Origin of the sequence: Phocaeicola salanitronis DSM 18170, assembly GCF_000190575.1 — a bacterium.
Classification (GTDB): Bacteria; Bacteroidota; Bacteroidia; order Bacteroidales; family Bacteroidaceae; genus Phocaeicola; species Phocaeicola salanitronis.
The window spans coordinates 49,130-65,995 of record NC_015164.1; the positions used below are offsets into that span (position 1 = coordinate 49,130).

At 44.1% G+C, this 16,866-nt stretch carries 16 protein-coding genes; 10 read left to right on the top strand and 6 right to left on the bottom strand.

Annotation, left to right across the window (positions count from 1 at the left end):
* The first annotated feature begins 7 nt into the window (after positions 1 to 7).
* The 3 genes from BACSA_RS00220 (at position 8) to BACSA_RS00230 (ending at position 4,199) form a co-directional block, all read left to right on the top strand.
* Positions 8 to 403, top strand: coding sequence for a hypothetical protein (locus BACSA_RS00220; RefSeq protein WP_013616119.1), 396 nt, complete (start codon positions 8 to 10; stop codon positions 401 to 403).
* A gap of 828 nt (positions 404 to 1,231) precedes the next feature.
* On the top strand, positions 1,232 to 3,658 hold the full coding sequence (locus BACSA_RS00225) for a hypothetical protein (protein ID WP_013616120.1): 2,427 nt from the start codon (positions 1,232 to 1,234) through the stop codon (positions 3,656 to 3,658).
* A gap of 283 nt (positions 3,659 to 3,941) precedes the next feature.
* Positions 3,942 to 4,199, top strand: coding sequence for a hypothetical protein (locus BACSA_RS00230; RefSeq protein ID WP_013616121.1), 258 nt, complete (start codon positions 3,942 to 3,944; stop codon positions 4,197 to 4,199).
* Here BACSA_RS00230 and BACSA_RS00235 read toward each other — a convergent pair.
* Complete coding sequence (locus BACSA_RS00235; RefSeq protein WP_052306010.1) at positions 4,154 to 5,362, bottom strand: exo-beta-N-acetylmuramidase NamZ family protein; 1,209 nt, start codon at positions 5,360 to 5,362, stop codon at positions 4,154 to 4,156. The genes BACSA_RS00230 and BACSA_RS00235 overlap by 46 nt on opposite strands.
* A gap of 231 nt (positions 5,363 to 5,593) precedes the next feature.
* Between BACSA_RS00235 and BACSA_RS00240 the strand changes: the two genes are divergently transcribed.
* The 7 genes from BACSA_RS00240 (at position 5,594) to BACSA_RS00270 (ending at position 12,401) form a co-directional block, all read left to right on the top strand.
* Complete coding sequence (locus BACSA_RS00240; RefSeq protein ID WP_041583798.1) at positions 5,594 to 6,274, top strand: zinc ribbon domain-containing protein; 681 nt, start codon at positions 5,594 to 5,596, stop codon at positions 6,272 to 6,274.
* A gap of 5 nt (positions 6,275 to 6,279) precedes the next feature.
* Entirely contained in the window at positions 6,280 to 6,624 is a 345-nt protein-coding gene (locus tag BACSA_RS00245; protein ID WP_013616124.1) for a DUF3795 domain-containing protein, read from the top strand.
* A gap of 2 nt (positions 6,625 to 6,626) precedes the next feature.
* Positions 6,627 to 7,064, top strand: a complete 438-nt coding sequence (locus BACSA_RS00250) for a hypothetical protein (protein WP_013616125.1) — start codon at positions 6,627 to 6,629, stop codon at positions 7,062 to 7,064.
* A gap of 182 nt (positions 7,065 to 7,246) precedes the next feature.
* A complete protein-coding gene (locus BACSA_RS00255; RefSeq protein WP_013616126.1) occupies positions 7,247 to 8,473 on the top strand; it encodes an MFS transporter in 1,227 nt (408 codons plus the stop codon).
* Positions 8,474 to 8,487: 14 nt separating this feature from the next.
* Complete coding sequence (locus tag BACSA_RS00260; protein ID WP_013616127.1) at positions 8,488 to 9,003, top strand: methylated-DNA--[protein]-cysteine S-methyltransferase; 516 nt, start codon at positions 8,488 to 8,490, stop codon at positions 9,001 to 9,003.
* Positions 9,004 to 9,022: 19 nt separating this feature from the next.
* Positions 9,023 to 9,559 (top strand): HD domain-containing protein, encoded by a 537-nt coding sequence (locus tag BACSA_RS00265; protein ID WP_013616128.1) that lies wholly within the window; start codon positions 9,023 to 9,025, stop codon positions 9,557 to 9,559.
* Between the two features lie 88 nt (positions 9,560 to 9,647).
* Positions 9,648 to 12,401 (top strand): putative LPS assembly protein LptD, encoded by a 2,754-nt coding sequence (locus tag BACSA_RS00270; RefSeq protein WP_013616129.1) that lies wholly within the window; start codon positions 9,648 to 9,650, stop codon positions 12,399 to 12,401.
* 17 nt (positions 12,402 to 12,418) lie between these two features.
* Here the strand turns inward: BACSA_RS00270 and BACSA_RS00275 are convergent, their stop codons facing one another.
* The 5 genes from BACSA_RS00275 to tnpA form a co-directional block, all read right to left on the bottom strand.
* Entirely contained in the window at positions 12,419 to 13,081 is a 663-nt protein-coding gene (locus tag BACSA_RS00275) for a uracil-DNA glycosylase (protein ID WP_013616130.1), read from the bottom strand.
* 132 nt (positions 13,082 to 13,213) lie between these two features.
* On the bottom strand, positions 13,214 to 14,254 hold the full coding sequence (gene asnA / locus BACSA_RS00280; RefSeq protein WP_013616131.1) for an aspartate--ammonia ligase: 1,041 nt from the start codon (positions 14,252 to 14,254) through the stop codon (positions 13,214 to 13,216).
* Positions 14,255 to 14,460: 206 nt separating this feature from the next.
* Positions 14,461 to 16,086, bottom strand: a complete 1,626-nt coding sequence (gene tnpC, locus BACSA_RS00285) for an IS66 family transposase (RefSeq protein WP_013616132.1) — start codon at positions 16,084 to 16,086, stop codon at positions 14,461 to 14,463.
* An 86-nt stretch (positions 16,087 to 16,172) separates the two neighbouring features.
* Positions 16,173 to 16,541: an IS66 family insertion sequence element accessory protein TnpB gene (gene tnpB / locus BACSA_RS00290; protein WP_013616133.1), complete on the bottom strand. Its 369-nt coding sequence runs from the start codon at positions 16,539 to 16,541 to the stop codon at positions 16,173 to 16,175.
* Positions 16,534 to 16,857 carry an IS66 family insertion sequence element accessory protein TnpA gene (gene tnpA, locus BACSA_RS00295; protein ID WP_013616134.1) on the bottom strand — a complete coding sequence of 108 codons (324 nt, stop codon included), beginning with the start codon at positions 16,855 to 16,857 and terminating at the stop codon, positions 16,534 to 16,536. Before tnpA ends, tnpB begins: the two co-directional genes overlap by 8 nt.
* Positions 16,858 to 16,866 lie beyond the last annotated feature (9 nt).

Genomic DNA, 16,866 nt, shown 5'->3' on the forward strand with positions numbered 1-16,866 from the left:
AAAGAATATGAAAGCAATGAAGTATTTATCAATGGTGTTACTCATGTTAGTAACGAGTGTTTGTATGTTTAGCTGTAGTGATGACGATGATAGCCCTGTATCTGGCATTAATAATTTTTATATTGAATTTGATGTGTCCGGAGGGGGATTGACTGCTGCAGAGCTAAATAATATTAAATCTGGATTGGCATCTATTGACACAAATATGAGAGGCTATGAAACGGAAGAGGCAACTTATATTTTTAGAGAATTGCTTAAAGAATTAAGAGATGGTTTTGCAGAAGGGCTGCCATATTTAAGTGGTACTCTAGATATTAAATTGACTTTGAAATCAGAAGATGGAAGAACTGTGATGAGTGGAGTTATTCATGTAACACAAACTGGAGCTTCTTATGAATATTAGTAGTAAGAAGCTGTTTTGAATTTATCGTGCGATGATTTGGGATGAGTTTTTGAGGCATTTTCGCTTCTGTGATGGGGAAGATAGCGGGCTATCTGACGAAGAACAGTAGCGGAAAGGACCAAAAAATCGCCCAAAGCACACACGAAAACGGATACATCAAGCCAAGAAAAACTTTTTGGAGAAATTCAAAACAGCTTCTCAAAACAGCTTCTAAATTTTATAATTTTTTATTCTGCTGAATTTGTTATTCGGTAGTTATAAAAAGCGGATTTATAATCTGTCCATGCATCTGCAAAGTTCAAGGTTTTAGTAATTTTTGTGGGTAATGGGGAATAAATCCGTTTTTTTTGTTTTAACGGTGGAGTGAATGTTCGTTTGGCGTTCGGAAGAATAGTATGTAAAGCCACCGGTTTATCGTGGGGAGGCTTATGAAGTTGACTGGAGAAAATGTGTTTGGTGATTTTATTTAGTCAATTAGATATGCAATGCGAAAAATCATTTGTCATACGAATATGAAGGAGATCGAAAATATGTGGTATACGGGATCATTCGCTGCGTTCATTAGCCAAAATGGAAGCTGATTTTTATTTTGCACATTTTTTAATAGAGGCGTTATGCTTATCTTATATTTGAAGTTTGAGAAATTTTCAAATAAGCAAGGATAGCATAGTGGTTCTCACGCTATAGCGTGGGCTGCTATTACTACATCTGCTCATTTAGGTTTTCTCAGGACCTTCATCTAAGACGTGGTAGCATTGCAGTTCCACGTTTCGTGGTTTAATAATGGTCCTTGTGGGGCTGGGAGGACATCCATAATCCAATACTAGTATGAAAAAGTACTTTTTAATTGCAGTTGCTTTTTTGTCGCTTTTGACTTTTAATGCTTGTTCTTCGGATTCTCCAGAAGTAGAGTTGCCACCTAAAGAAGAACCTGAACAACCAGATACTCCGGTCGACCCAGACAATCCCAGTACGACTGATAATGTTGTTTTAGCAGAAAACACCATTCTGTTAACTGATAGTATAGACAAATATGTCACTAATCCAGTTACAGGTACTACTTTGAATTTGGAAACTTCAATAGATGAGACTGAATTACCGGAGGTTGGTCAGGTCTTGTTATATGGTAATGTCTCGGAAAAATTCCCTTTAGGATTCTTAGGTAAGGTAAAAGATGTAGTAAAGTCATCCAGCGGATATGAAGTGATTACAGAAACGGTATCCTTAGAGGAGGCTTTCGATAAATTGTATATCAATGAAACGATTGCTTTAACGTCTGATGAGGAAAGTCAACAAAATAGCAGGTCTACAGAGTTTGTATTTTCACCATGGCATCCTCAAGGATATACAGGACTAGAATGTCGTTGGCATACAGATTTCCCAATTGTGCCTAATATAGAAGGTGGATGGGAGGTCGGTTCAATATCTGGCAGTTTGTCTGGTAGTGTTGATGGAGGGCTTGCAATGGGGGCTAATCTGTTATGTTTAATAGATATAGATAAACAAGCCTTAAAAGAATCTTATATTAAAATTGCCATGGGGCTTAGGACATCTTTTGGTAATAAAATTAATCTAAAAGGAGAATTAACAGGAGAGTATACCAAAGAGTTAAAGAAATTTGAATTGGCAAAACCTTTTATGTTATCACTGCAAGGAGCGGCTATTCATATCATTTTACATCCTGCTATTGTTTTATCTGCTTTTATGAAATACGAGGGAAAAATGGAATTAGATTTTTCTCAATATGCAGATTATGAATGGGAAGCTGTTTATCTTTATGAACATGGTATAGGAGGGCTTAGCGTAAATAAGAAGGATGATAAAGACAATAAGACTACTGTGAATAAATTTTCTGTAGATGGATTAATTGATATGGGTCTTTCTGCTGATTTTAGTATGGCATTTTTTAATAATGAGAATGTGGCTTGTAATTTTAAAATAGCAGCAGGACCATCGCTTGCAGCAAAATTATCATATGATGGTACAGAGGAAAATTTGTATGAAAAATTGAAAGATAATGAAATATCTATCGCAGCTTGCAAAATTGCAGTAAACGCAGGAGTCCAAATTAGTATATTTAAGGAAGATAATATAGAGGTAGGTGTGGATGACGAAGAGCTTCCTTCATTTGAATATGAAGGATTTTTTGGTAAAAAGGAATATTATTTATTTCCTAAATTTAAAGAAAAGAATGCGTTATGGAAGAGTGGCAATCAAATTTTGGCAGAGTATGATGTCAGCAGGGATTTATTATTTCCTGTTCAGCTTGGCATGAGATTGATGGATAAAGATAAAAAGACACTAAAGGATGATGTGGATTTGTTTGAATATCAATATGAAAACGAATCGCAAACATTGTTGAGTACTACATTTGATAATGTTAATTCTAAGAAAGATTATTATGTTTGTCCTATTGTGGAATTGCCGTTGTTTGGGAAAGTGGAAGCCTCGCCTGTTACGAAAATTAATGCGAAACAAGATACTTGTCATATAGACTTTACTATCGAATATCCCAAGTATTCAGATTCGTATCGAATGAACGGAAGAGATGAGGCATCGTGTGAAGCCGCATTATATCCTATTTATGAAAACGAAAACCAACGGAAAGGCATAGTAGGAACAGAGGCTATTTTATATAAAGACGGTAAAGAAGTTGCAAGGTCTTCCTATCAGTGGTTGGGTAGAAATATCATTAGCAAGCTCTTTAAGCGTGAGGAGCTTTTAATAGATTATGAAAACTATATAGCCCGGCCCAAAGACGGACGATGGCAAGTATCAATGGCATTCAAGAAACTTGACGAGTACGGAGATACAATCACTTGTGTTACGGATGTTGTCAAAGATATAGATTTGAAGTATGATACCAAACCGGCAATGATTATATATAGATGTGATATTCGTGGTTGTGATTCGCATTCGATGGAAGACGAACATTCTTTTTTGATAGATATGAATTGTTTTGTAAGAGGAACATTTTGGTGTAAAACAACTATAGGCAATGGTTCTAATGAAGTTACAAATGGTGAAGTGATTGTGGTTAGGGATGATTTTTCTTTTGGCGGTTCTTGGGGAGTTAATTATACTAATTATGATGTACCTAACAGACTTGTAATGAAATATATAGATTATAGTGGAAGAATGGTTGAAAGTAATTCAGTTCCAATTCAAACCGATGTAAATGGTTGTGTTATAGATAGCCATTATGAAGATGATTCTGAACTTTCGCAATATGAAAGTCGCTGGAGTTTTGATTAATGATAGGTAGCTAAACAAAATAAGCGTCCGTAATAACCAATGTAGGGGAGAAGCTTGTTTCTCACATTGGTTATTACGGATATCGTATAATTTTAAAGCTATGAATTTTGCAATAAAATATATCTTAGCATTTAAGTGAATGAAGAAAAAAGTTTTATGTTACAGCAGATAGAACTATCAGATACCGAAATTCTTTTGGCTTTTGCCGCTTCGTGTGTGAAGGGGACAGCCCGGCGTTTAGATGTTTCTAATCGTATCATTTAATTTTGTACACTTACTTATTATGTATATGAGCGGACAGAATCAGTCGGATGACCCTGTGAAGTCGCCCGAAATACAAGAAATCATTATGAGCTACCGCATTGGGATCATTGCGGCGGAGTTTGCCAATCGTTTGGATATAAGTCCGGTACGGGCTTTGCATTTGTTTTATGAAAGCCAGACCTGTGCGGATTTGCATGACAAGCGTACCTGGCTGTATCTGTATAGCAATCTTTACATGGCCGATGAATTTATGAGGGAATGCGAATATGATTTTTGATGCGGATAAAGCAGGTATTTTTCTCGGATGTTTTTGTATTTTCGGAGTGCCGGTTCCCATTCTTCCCGTAATTCGGCTTCGCTCTTTCCTTTGATAATGCCTTGTCTTACCTGACTGGTGCCCATGAGCAGGTCGAACCAATGAGGGCGGGTGAAGAACTTTTTCCCGTTAGTCTGATAGAGTTGATAGAATTCCAGGACGTATGCTAATGAAAATCCTTTCGGGGGACATACATCACGTAAGTCTTTTCCATAGCAATAAGTGTTCTTGTGCAGGGGATTCATGTCCGAGCCTTTTAGGGGACGGGGCATGAAACGGAAACCGTATTCATTGGTATAGGGGCTTCCGATGACCTGAAAGGGAAATGATGTGCCTCGTCCTATGCTGACCGATGTGCCTTCGAAAGGACAAAGCGAAGCATAAAGGGCGATTGCCTGGTCATTGGGAAGGTTGGGAGAGGGTTTTACAGGAAGGGAGTACGGTTGTCCGTGTTTCCAGCCTGATACGGGGATTACTTTCAGCTTGCATTGCAATCCGTTTCCTAACCATCCTTCTCCATTTATCATGCGGGCTATCTCGCCTACGGTACATCCGTGCAATACCGGTATGGGAAGCATCCCTACGAAACTTTTATATTCCGGTTCCAATACCGGACCTTCCACATAGTCGCACGGATTCGGGCGGTCCAGCACAATCAGTTCGTTCCCGTTTTCGGCGCAAGCTTGCATGATATAATATAAGGTGCTGATGTAGGTGAAAAAACGTGCGCCCACATCCTGGATGTCGAATAGGACGATGTCTGTATCTGCCAATTGGTGAGGCGCAGGCTTTTTGTTTTTCCCATAGAGCGAAGCTATCTGAATGCCGGTACGTGTGTCTTTTCCGTCTTTGACGGTTGCACCTGCATCTGCTTCTCCCCGCAATCCGTGTTCGGGTGCAAAGATGCGGGTGATGTCTATACCTATATTATATAAGGAGTCAAGCAGATGTTTTTCTCCGATTAAAGAAGTCTGGTTGACCGTAAGTGCCACGCGTTTCCCTTCAATCAGCGGAAAATACTGCTCGGTTTGTTCGGCTCCCGTACGGATTTGTGCATATCCGTGCGTAAGGCTTGTCAGGATTAGCCAAGCGGCCAGAAGGTGGTATTTGATAGAATGTTTCATGTGCATACGTGTTGGATAAGAGTGAGGCAAAGATAAAGATATTTATGGAAAAAACTTCGGAGACCGGCGGATTATCGTAAAAATCTCTATATTTGTAATCGGATTGAGGAGACTCTATCCAAAACATACAGGAAAAGAAAAAGTGGTATGTTTATCTTGTCGGTTGAAAACATGAAAATTTCGGATTATAACCGCCTATGAAGGAACAGATAGGCATCGAATAGGATATATATGGAACAACAATTTTGTCAAAGTTGCGGCATGCCCTTGAACGATGAGAACAGAGGAATCCATGCCGATGGAAGCCGTAGCGAGGATTATTGCATGTATTGTTACAAGAACGGTGCGTTTACCCAGGATTTCACGATGGGGCAAATGATAGAGTTCTGCCTGCAATTCTTAGACCAATGGAATGCACAGGCTGGATGTAACTTAACTCCCATACAGGCCAAAGAACAGATGCTTCAATACTTTCCGCGCCTGAAACGGTGGAAAGAAAAAGATGAACGGACACTGGCGGAAAAAGCAACCCATTTGCTTGCCCAATGCGAAAACGTGACGGTCGCTTCCATTGACACCAACGGTTATCCCCGGCCTGTGCAGATGTCCAAGATTGAAGCAAAGGGTTTTCATGAGGTATGGATGGCGACAAGTGCCGACTCTGTAAAGGTCAATGATTTTAAGGCGAACAACAAGGCGGGTCTTTGCTATGACCATTACGGAGACGGGGTTGCCCTACGCGGAACAGTAGAGGTTATCACGGACGATGCCATCCGCAAGGAAATGTGGCAAGACTGGTTTGCTTATCATTTCCCCGGCGGACCGAACGACCCGAATTATGTGCTTCTTCATTTCATTGGCAAGGAAGCCACTTTCTGGATTAACGGCGAATTTTCTCACTTCAACATCTGATATTTATGAAACCTATCGTACCCGATACTCAAAGCATCGCCGCTTGCGGTCTTTATTGCGGAGCTTGCCGCAAGTTCTTGATTGGGAAATGCCCCGGATGCAAACGCAATGAAAAGGCGGCCTGGTGTAAAATCCGTTCGTGTTGTCAAGAAAACAAGTTCAATACCTGCGCCGAATGTCCGCATGATGTAAAGGAATGCAAGGTGTTTTCCAATTGGATAGGTAAGGTGTTCGCCTTTCTGTTCAACTCCGACCGTGCCGCCTGCATCCGTTACATCAAGGAACATGGCGAACAGGCTTTTGCCAAAGAAATGACCCAACGTAAATGTCAGACCATCAAAAGGAAATAAATATGGAACTATCAGATTGGTTCAAAGAATTTGAGAAAGGCATAGCCAGCCTCTCGCCGGAGCAGCGGAGTGCTTTCTTCTCGGAATGTGGCAAGAACTGTGTGGACGGCGGCACACTTTCCATTTACAGAAAACTCTATGAGGATGCTGAAGGGGACATGGATGTTTTCTTTCAGCTGGCGAATAGATTGCCGGGAGTAAAAGGCGAGGTCGTAGAGAAAGGGCGTATCTATTACCTTACCTTTTTGGAATGTACTTGCCATTTGTGCAAGAAAGGCAATGTCACAACGCCTTTACTCTGTGAATGTTCCCGTCAGAGTGTCCTCTACTCTCTGCAAAGCCTTTGGAAAGGGCGGGATTTTCAGGTGAAACTCTGCCATTCCATTTTACAAGGCGAACCGGATTGCAAGATGAGGATTGAAGTGGAATTCGTCAGATAGCCCGCTATCTTCCTCATCACAGAAGCGAAAATGCCTCAAAAACTCATCCCAAATCAGCGCACGATAAATTCAAAACAGCTTCTAAACAGGCTCTTATATAGAATTGCGGAATAATTCTGTTTCTTTTTGTTTGTCCGTTGCTTGGAAAAGCGTACTTTTGCACTTGCAAATTCAGTGGTAAAATGGTTAGGTATATTTTGAGTAAGCTAAAAGGTCACCCGCAAGTAGGGGAGGGTACCGCATACGCTATTTTGTTTTCAATGGGCTTTTGCCATTTGCTGAACGATATGATTCAGTCGGTAATCCCTGCCATGTATCCGTTGTTGAAAGATAGTTTCGGCTTTACTTTTGCGCAAATCGGTATTATTACATTGATTTTTCAGTTGACTTCTTCGGTTTTCCAGCCTTTTGTCGGACAATATGCCGACCGTCATCCTCAACCTTATTCGTTGGCTATGGGGATGGGTTTTACGTTGTGTGGTTTGCTGATGCTGGCTTTTGCTCCTAACTATTGGATTATCCTATTGTCGGTAGCGGTAATCGGTTGCGGTTCTTCGGTATTCCATCCGGAGGCTTCGCGTGTGGCTCAAATGGCTTCGGGCGGTAAGAAGAGCTTGGCTCAGTCTATTTTTCAAGTAGGAGGAAACGGCGGAAGTGCTATTGGCCCGTTGCTTGCCGCATTGATTATTATTCCTTATGGACAACATGCGGTGGGATGGTTTGCCACGGCTGCTCTGCTTGCTTCGATGATTCTGGTGCGAGTAGGCTATTGGTATAGCTTGCTGCTGGTTCGCATGAAACGCTTTCATTGTGTTGTGCGGACGGCTACACACGGTTTGTCCGAAGGGGCAATCCGTAAGGCTATGGGAATTTTGGTCATCATGCTTTTCTCGAAATACTTTTTCACTTCGTGTATGACGAGCTATTTTACTTTTTACTTGATAGAGAAATTTGGGGTTACGGTGCAACAGTCCCAATTCTGTCTTTTTGCTTTTCTGGCGGCATTAGCCATTGGAACGTTGTTGGGCGGGTATTTCGGTGACCGTTACGGGCGGAAGTATGTCATATTGTTCTCTATCCTTGGTGCCGCTCCGTTTACGTTGGCACTTCCTTATCTGAACTTGTTTTGGACGCTTGTGATGGCAGGAGTCAGCGGTTTGATTATCGCATCTGCTTTCTCGGCTATTCTGGTATATGCTACCGACTTGAAGCCGGATAAGGTAGGCATGGTATCAGGCATCTTCTTCGGATTAATGTTTGGTTTAGGAGGGATAGGTTCGGCATTCTTCGGCTGGCTTGCCGATATGACCAGCATTGAATTTATTTTCAGTGTCAGCACCTTATTGCCTTTGTTGGGGGTGATTGCAGTATTCCTTCCGGATATTAAACCGGTTAAAAATAATGATTAAGAGGTGTGAGGCTTATGGCAAGAAATCAGAAAATCCGGATACAACATTATCTCTCTCCGTGTGGCGAGCTGGTGCTTGGCTCTTTGGGAGATAAGTTGTGTTTGTGTAATTGGGTAAAAGAGAAACATCCGGGCAGGGTAGACCAGAGATTGCAGACTGGGCTGAAAGCCGGTTATGAAGAGGGTGCATCGGATGTGCTTCAGGAAGCAATCGGGCAATTAGAAGCTTATTTTCGGCGCGAACGGGTTGCTTTCGATATCCCCCTGCTGACAATAGGTACAGCTTTCCAAATGCGTGTATGGCGTGCTTTGCAGGAAATTCCATACGGGCAGACGTGTTCTTACGGAGAACTGGCAATGCGTATCGGGTGTCCCAAAGCGGTACGCGCTGTGGCTAATGCGAATGGTGCCAATGCCATTTCCATATTTATCCCCTGCCATCGGATTATAGGAAGTGACCGTTCCTTAACCGGATATGGAGGCGGACTTGAGGCTAAAAGATATTTATTGGAGTTAGAGACAATGAAATAATACATCAATATATTAGATTATGAATCCATTGACATTGATTGATAAATTCTATCCTGAAGAAAATGAATTGAAACGCATTTTGTTGGTGCATAGCCGTTCGGTTACGGATAAGGCACTTGCGTTGGCAAAGAAACATCCCGAACTGGACTTGGACTTGACTTTTATCGAAGAGGCTGCGATGCTTCATGACATCGGCATTTTCCTGACCGACGCTCCGGATATCCAATGCTTCGGGACGCATCCTTATATTTGCCACGGTTATTTGGGGGCAGATTTGGTGAGGAAAGAAGGTTTCCCGCGCCATGCGCTGGTGTGCGAACGGCATACAGGGGCAGGGCTTTCGTTGCAGGATATCGAGGAGCAAGGCTTGCCTGTTCCCCACCGGGATATGGTGCCGGTCAGTTTGGAAGAAGAGATTATTTGCTTTGCCGACAAGTTTTTCTCGAAGACCAAACTGGATAAAGAGAAAAGCATCGAAAAGGCACGGAAGAGTGTGGAAAAGCATGGAGGCAATGGCGTGCAGCATTTCGACCGTTGGTGCGAGCTTTTTTTATAGTCTTAAAAATACATTAAAAACAGAAGCATCTGCGTGTATTTACGGGAGAATGTTTACTTTTGCAACGCATTGTGTAAAAAAAGAATGAATGACGTCATTTAGGAAAACAACATATTTGTTCTTGTCTTTGTTTTTTATGAGCTGCTGTTTTTCGTTATATGCCGAGGCTCAGCGTGTTAAAGGAAAACGGGCGAGAAAGGACAATGCAGGGCTCCGTACGGATTCCCTGCCATCGGATTCATTGTTGCCCGATTCGTTGGCAACAGATAGCCTTATGTCCGATTCGCTGGCTTCAGACAGCTCAGATAAACAGCCTTTGGATGCTCCGGTCGTGTATGAAGCGAGCGATTCTATTGTTTTTACCAAAGGGGGATATGCTCATTTGTATGGGAATGGTAAGGTGAATTATCAGAATATTGAGCTGACTTCTGCCAAGATTTCCATGAATATGGATAGCAGTACCGTATTTGCCGAAGGGGTAATGGATACGGCTGGAGTCGCTTCGGGCACTCCGATATTCAAAGACGGCGAGACACCGTATGAGTCGAAAACCATGCGTTATAATTTCAAGACCAAGAAAGGTTTTATCAACGATATCATTACCCAACAGGGAGAAGGGTATGTGACTAGCATGAACGCCAAGAAAGGTCCGGACAATGATATTTACATGACACAAGGAAAGTACACGACTTGTGACAATCATGAACATCCGCACTTTTACTTGAAACTTTCGATGGCAAAGGTGCGTCCTAAGAAAGATGTAGTCTTTGGACCGGCGCAGCTGGTGGTAGAGGATGTGCCTTTGCCCATAGCCGTTCCGTTCGGTTTCTTCCCTTTCAACAGCACTTATTCTTCTGGTTTCATCATGCCGACATACGGTGACGAGATGAACCGTGGTTTCTATTTGCGTGACGGAGGATATTATTTTGCCATTAGCGACAAGATGGATTTGAAATTATTGGGCGAAATCTATACCAAAGGTTCCTGGGGGCTTTCGGTGGCTTCGAATTATAGCAAGCGATACAAGTATAGCGGCAGTTTCAATGCCAGTTATCTGGTAACAAAGACGGGCGAGAAGAATATGCCCGACTATGCCGTTTCGAAAGACTTCCGTATCCAATGGAGCCACCGGCAGGATGCCAAGGCAAACCCGAACAGTTCGTTCTCGGCAAGCGTGAACTTTGCGACCAGCAGTTACGACCGGTCCAGCTTGAGTACGTTGTACGACCCTTCTTCGTATAGCAATAATACAAAAGCGTCCAGTATCAGCTATTCGCGTAACTTTCCCGATATCGGATTGAATATATCGAGTACGTTCAATATTACGCAGAACACGCGCGACTCATCGCTGACCATGACTTTGCCCGACGTAAACATTTCGTTGAGCCGTATCTATCCGTTCAAGCGTAAGAAAGCGGCAGGTAACGAACGCTGGTACGAAAAGATTTCGTTCCAGTATACGGGTGCCTTGACCAACAGTGTGGATACCAAGGATAACTTGCTGTTCAAGACCCCGTTCTCGCAATGGGAGACCGGTATGCGCCACAATATTCCGGTTGAGGCGAACTTTACCTTATTTAACTATATCAACATTACGCCTTCATTCAATTATACGGAGCGTTGGTATACCAAGAAAATTATGCGTAGTTACGACGAACAGGCGCAAGAAGAAGTGCGTGATACCATCAACGGTTTTCATCGGGTGTACGATTACAACATGGCAGTGTCGATGAACACGAAACTGTACGGTATGTATAAGCCGTTGTTTTGGAAAAGCAAAGATATTACCATCCGTCACGTGTTAACGCCAAGCGTAAGTTATACATATACGCCTGACTTTGGAAGATCGAAGTTCGGCTATTATGAAACATATACTTATACGGACGAGAACGGGGAAGTCCGTACTACGGAATATTCTCCTTTCGAGGGCATGCCGTATGGTGTGCCGGGACAAGGCGTGTCGCAAACCGTCGCCTTTTCGCTTCAGAATAACTTGGAGATGAAAATGGCTTCAGACAAAGACACTACGGGGTATAAGAAAATCAGCTTGATTGATAATCTGACGGCAAACTTGTCGTACGATATCGCCCAAAGACGTTGGAGTAATTTGACGATGAGCGCCCGTTTGAAGCTGACCAAGAGTTATACCTTTAATATGAACGCTACTTTTGCCACGTATGCCTATAAGTTTGACGAAAACGGAAATGTAGTGACCAGCGACCGCACCGAATGGTCGTACGGGCGTTTCGGACGTTTCCAAGGATATAGCGGCTCGTTCTCTTATACCTTGAATAATGATACATTCAAGAAACTGTTCGGCAAAGGGGATGATAAAGATAAGGAGAAAGACAAGAAGAAGGGAGATTCGGAGGAAGAAGACGGAGATGAAGAGGAAGAAAGTACCGATAGCCAGCCTTCTCCCAACCGGAAGACAGAAAATGCGACGCTTGATCCCGACGGGTATCTGGCTTTCAAGATGCCGTGGAGCTTGAGCTTGAGTTACAGTTATAGCATCCGCGAAAATACCAGTGCGAAGATTAACATCAAGAAGATGCGTTATCCGTATGCGCTTACGCATTCATTGAATATTTCAGGAAATGTGAAAATCGGCAGCCGTTGGAACGTTACGTATTCGAGCGGGTATGATTTTACATCGAAAGAAATGTCTATGACCACGGTTAATATCACCCGCGACCTGCACTGCTTTAATATGAGTTGCGGTCTGGTATTCGGTCCGTTCACATCGTATAATTTCTCCATCCGTGCCAACTCCAGCATGTTGACCGATGCCTTGAAATGGGACCAGCGAAGCAATACGGGTAGCCAGGTGACGTGGTACTAAGCAATTGACAATTGAAATCACCAGTTAATCGGTGTTTCCCCGTGCTGCATCAGGTATTCATTGGTGCGGCTGAAGTGTCTGTTCCCGAAAAAGCCGTGGTAGGCGGATAGGGGAGAGGGGTGGACCGAAGTCAGTACGAGATGCTTGTTCCGGTCGATAAATGCTCCTTTTTTCTGCGCATACGAGCCCCATAAGATAAATACCAGATGTTCCCGGTTGGTTGCTAAAGCGCGGATAGCTGCATCCGTAAACTCTTCCCACCCCTTGTTTTGGTGCGAACCGGCTTGATGAGCACGGACGGTGAGTGTGGCGTTGAGCAGCAGCACGCCCTGTTGCGCCCAACGGGTAAGGTTTCCGCTGGCAGGAATCGGGGTCCCCAAATCGTCGTGTATTTCTTTGAAGATATTCTGCAGTGAGGGTGGAAACGGCACGCCGTCATTGACCGAAAAGCACAGTCCGTGCGCTTGTCCGGGACCGTGATAAGGGTCTTGTCCGATGATTACGGCTTTTACTTTATTATAAGGACAAAGATTGAAGGCGTTGAATATCAGCTTTCCCGGCGGATAAACGGTCGTATTGTGGTATTCTTGGCGTACGAAATCAGTCAGCCGGACGAAATAGTCTTTCTCGAATTCGGGAGCCAGCACTTGCTTCCACGATTCTTCTATCTGTACATTCATGGTCTTTTCTTGTTTTGATTTTGCTGGTAAAGATATAAAATTCATCACAGAAGACACAGAGGCATACAGAGTTTTTTGAAAATAAAAACGAAAAACTCCGTGTGCCTCTGTGTCTTCTGTGATGATGAATTGTTATATTAACTGCATTCCCAATTCAGCGCATTCTTTCCGCATTTCTTCGGGCCAGATGCTTGCCTGTATTTCGCCAATATGTGCTTTCTTCAGATAAAGCATGCAGAGGCGTGACTGGCCGATACCGCCGCCAATGCTAAGCGGTAACGAACCTTCAAGCAGACGTCTGTGGAAATAGAGCTTGGTGCGTTCTTCTTTGCCTGCCAGTTCCAGCTGTTTCAGCATAGCTGCCTTGTCCACACGGATACCCATCGAAGACAATTCGAGGGCACGTCCCAATACACAGTCCCATACCAGCAGGTCACCGTTCAGACCGGGCAATCCGGTCTTAGGGTCAATGGTTGTATAGTCATCATAGTCCGGTGCGCGTAAATCGTGAGGCATGCCGTCGCTTAGTTTGCATCCGATGCCGATGATGAATACAGAACCGTATTTTTCAGTGATGAGGTTTTCACGTTCCTTCGGTGTCTTGTCCGGATACATATCCAGCAACTCTTGTGCATGGATGAAATGGATGTCATGCGCAAGGAATGACGTGATTTGCGGATAAGCTTCGCAAATCATATATTCTGTGCGGCGCATGGCAGAATAGATGCGGGTTACGATGCTTTTCAAAAACTCTATGGTGCGTTGTTCGGGTGTGATGACCCGCTCCCAGTCCCATTGGTCTACATACAAGGAATGCAGATTGCCCAATTCCTCGTCGGCGCGGATAGCATTCATGTCCGTATAGATGCCATATCCCGGTTCCACATGATAATCTGCAAGAGTAACTCGTTTCCATTTGGCAAGCGAATGCACCACTTCCGCCTGTTGGTCGGCAAGGTCTTTGATAGGGAAGGTTACCGGACGTTCTACACCGTTCAGGTCATCGTTGATACCCATTCCTTTTAAAACGAAAAGAGGGGCAGTTACTCTTCGCAACCGCAGTTCCGAAGATAAGTTTTGTTGGAAAAAATCTTTTATCTGTTTGATACCCAACTCGGTTTGTTTCATGTCGAGCAAGGGCTTGTAATTGGTTGGTTTTATTAGATAGCTCATAGCCTTTCGTTATTAGTTGTTTATAAAGTTATGCAAAGGTAGAAATATTTTGCAAAAATGCAATGGATTTTCAAAAGATATTATCAGAATGTAAGCATTCGATAAACTACAGTCATTAAATATCTATATAATGATAGCGACTGTTACTATTGGATTCATAGTGACAGTCGCTATAGTTTTGTTGAACCTGTATGTTGACGTTGTGGTTAGTTGGCGGATTCTACAGTTTGTTTGGTCAACAGGCTCTCCGGATGTTGCAGTTTCCATTTGTGCGGAAGAAGGTTAAGCAGTTCCTCATCAGCGGACTTCTTATGATACGGCATTTGGGCAATGATATCCTTCAGGTAATCCCTTGGGTTCACATCGTGTGCCTTGCAGGTGGCCAGCAGGGAACAGATTACAGACATGTTAACGGCAGCCTCGTGATTACCGCAGAAGAGATAGTTCTTGCGCCCCAAAGCAATTGGCCGGATGGCATTTTCCGCCAGGTTGTTGTCCAAAAGCAGGCGTCCGTCCTCCAGGCATCTCATCATGTTGTCCCATCGGGTATAGGCATACGAGACAGCTTTGCCGATTAGCGATTGGGGACTGTATTTGATGCCTTCCGTTTCCATCCACGTCTTCATGGCCTCCATGATTGGGCGTGTCAGTTCCCGGCGTTTCGCTTTGCGTCCGTCGAACGACAAGCCCGCCTTATCGCAGCAGTGCTCAATCCTGTACATGTACTGTATCTGGGCCAGCCCATATTCGGCTTCCTTTTTGTTTTCACCCAAGGCATGCTCAAAATCACGGCGGATATGCGCCATGCAATTGACCAGCCGCACGTCGGGGTTGGTCTTGAAGGCTGTCTCATAGCCTGCAAAACCGTCGCATTGAAGGTATCCTTTGAAGCGGTATTGGCTTGCCAGTGATTCGATGACTGATCCGGCCCGGGATCCCATGTCATAATGGAAGATGACCAGTTTTTCCATGACAGACCTGACCATCCAGAGGTATTCCTTTTCCGCCTTGTGCTTTCCTCTGTTGATGACCGGGATGGTGGTCTCGTCCGCCTGCACATAGTCGCAAGAGAAGACCTCTTTCTTAAGCGACTCATACAGGGGCTTCAGCAGTTCTACCGTCTTCTTGAACCATCCGTCCAGCGTGCTTTCCGTAAGGCCTTTCAGCCCGAGATGCCTGTATTGCCGTATCTGACGGTAGAACGGGACGTGGTATTCATACTTCTGAAGCAGTATCTCGGCAAGCAGGCTGGTATCAGCGATGCACTTGTCAACAGGCATCAGCGGCATGGGGGCAATCTCCACTCCTTTCTGTCCAGCCGGAGGAAGCATGGTGCTGTCCTTGAGTGCATATTTGGGACGGATGATTTCCTTGACGTAAAGCATGCCCGGCTTGTGTTTGACGACTTTTGTTATCTCTTCGCCTATTCTACGGTATAAAGACAGGTCAACACCTGTCGGTTCTATTGTCTCGGTCTCCAGTACGGGTAAGTCCTCTATCATTTTTCGGTTCTGACGATTCTGCTTCCGTACTTCCGCCGATTCCTTTTCAATCTTCCCAACGGCTTCGTCGCGCTTTTCTTCCGCCTGATGTTGGAGTCCGGCAAACTCGTCTGCAAAAAGATCGGGGATATTAGGGTCATATGCGCGAAGCTTCTCCGATTTACGCCCAAAGAGCTGACGGTTCAGCCATGCGACCTGAGCCGTCAGCTCCTTGATGCGCGCCTGCAGTTTTTCATTCTGCTCAGCCTGTTTTTTATTAGTGGCAGACAATGAAGCAATAGAGGCATTCAGCCCTTCTATCGTCTTGAGTAATATAGCTTTTTCATCCATTGCCTGTCTCTTTTTTACTGATGTAAAGATACTAATTATTAATGGATTATACAATAATACCAGCACTTTTTTCAATAAAAGACATGTCATACATGGTACTCCTTACGCTCTGCCCTGAGCCGCCGGAGCCTCTGCCCCGGGCTTTCCTGAATGCCCTCGACCATCATTACCAGGTCACGCCATTCCATGGGATAACTGTCTGATTCCGGGTCGTATTCCGGCAGTTTGAAGCGTCCGGCCTCCAGCCGTTTGACGTACATCACCATGCCGCCGTCTTCCGCATGAAGCAGCTTCATAAGCCTGCGGTTGGAGCCGATGAAGATGAAGACATCGCCGTTCTTCACCTCACTTTTCATCTTTTCATGCACCACCCCGCACAGCGAACTGATGCCCTTGCGCATGTCCGTCCTGCCGGGACACAGGAAGTAGCGCATCGTGTCGTTCAAGTTAAACATGGCCCTCCTGCAGACTTTGGTTCAACACTTCCATCAACAGCTTCTCTGAGCCGCTTCCAAAGTGGGCACGGAGCCCGTTGGGAAACAACAAGGACACGCCGTAAGGAGCCTGTTCATCCAAGGACAATTCTGCTGTTGGCCGTTTGATATTGATCGGAGCCAGCTCTTGTTTGATACTGTCTTTCTCGGCAGAGTATTTCTTTTGCCAATAGTGATAGGTGGAATAACTCACTCCTATCTGTCGTAGGTACGACTTCAATGACAGGCCGCTTTGTTGCACCTGCATTTCTAATTCTTCAAATCCAGTTCTGTTCATTGCTATTCG

Coding starts and splice junctions, on each gene's coding strand:
- BACSA_RS00230 (WP_013616121.1), top strand. CDS start 3,942: ATGTATATGAGCGGACAGAATCAGTCGGATGACCCTGTGAAGTCGCCC.
- asnA (WP_013616131.1), bottom strand. CDS start 14,254: ATGAGCTATCTAATAAAACCAACCAATTACAAGCCCTTGCTCGACATG.
- tnpA (WP_013616134.1), bottom strand. CDS start 16,857: ATGAACAGAACTGGATTTGAAGAATTAGAAATGCAGGTGCAACAAAGC.
- BACSA_RS00220 (WP_013616119.1), top strand. CDS start 8: ATGAAAGCAATGAAGTATTTATCAATGGTGTTACTCATGTTAGTAACG.
- BACSA_RS00240 (WP_041583798.1), top strand. CDS start 5,594: ATGGAACAACAATTTTGTCAAAGTTGCGGCATGCCCTTGAACGATGAG.
- tnpC (WP_013616132.1), bottom strand. CDS start 16,086: ATGGATGAAAAAGCTATATTACTCAAGACGATAGAAGGGCTGAATGCC.
- BACSA_RS00260 (WP_013616127.1), top strand. CDS start 8,488: ATGGCAAGAAATCAGAAAATCCGGATACAACATTATCTCTCTCCGTGT.
- BACSA_RS00275 (WP_013616130.1), bottom strand. CDS start 13,081: ATGAATGTACAGATAGAAGAATCGTGGAAGCAAGTGCTGGCTCCCGAA.
- BACSA_RS00265 (WP_013616128.1), top strand. CDS start 9,023: ATGAATCCATTGACATTGATTGATAAATTCTATCCTGAAGAAAATGAA.
- BACSA_RS00250 (WP_013616125.1), top strand. CDS start 6,627: ATGGAACTATCAGATTGGTTCAAAGAATTTGAGAAAGGCATAGCCAGC.
- BACSA_RS00270 (WP_013616129.1), top strand. CDS start 9,648: ATGACGTCATTTAGGAAAACAACATATTTGTTCTTGTCTTTGTTTTTT.
- BACSA_RS00225 (WP_013616120.1), top strand. CDS start 1,232: ATGAAAAAGTACTTTTTAATTGCAGTTGCTTTTTTGTCGCTTTTGACT.
- tnpB (WP_013616133.1), bottom strand. CDS start 16,541: ATGTTTAACTTGAACGACACGATGCGCTACTTCCTGTGTCCCGGCAGG.
- BACSA_RS00255 (WP_013616126.1), top strand. CDS start 7,247: ATGGTTAGGTATATTTTGAGTAAGCTAAAAGGTCACCCGCAAGTAGGG.
- BACSA_RS00245 (WP_013616124.1), top strand. CDS start 6,280: ATGAAACCTATCGTACCCGATACTCAAAGCATCGCCGCTTGCGGTCTT.
- BACSA_RS00235 (WP_052306010.1), bottom strand. CDS start 5,362: ATGAAACATTCTATCAAATACCACCTTCTGGCCGCTTGGCTAATCCTG.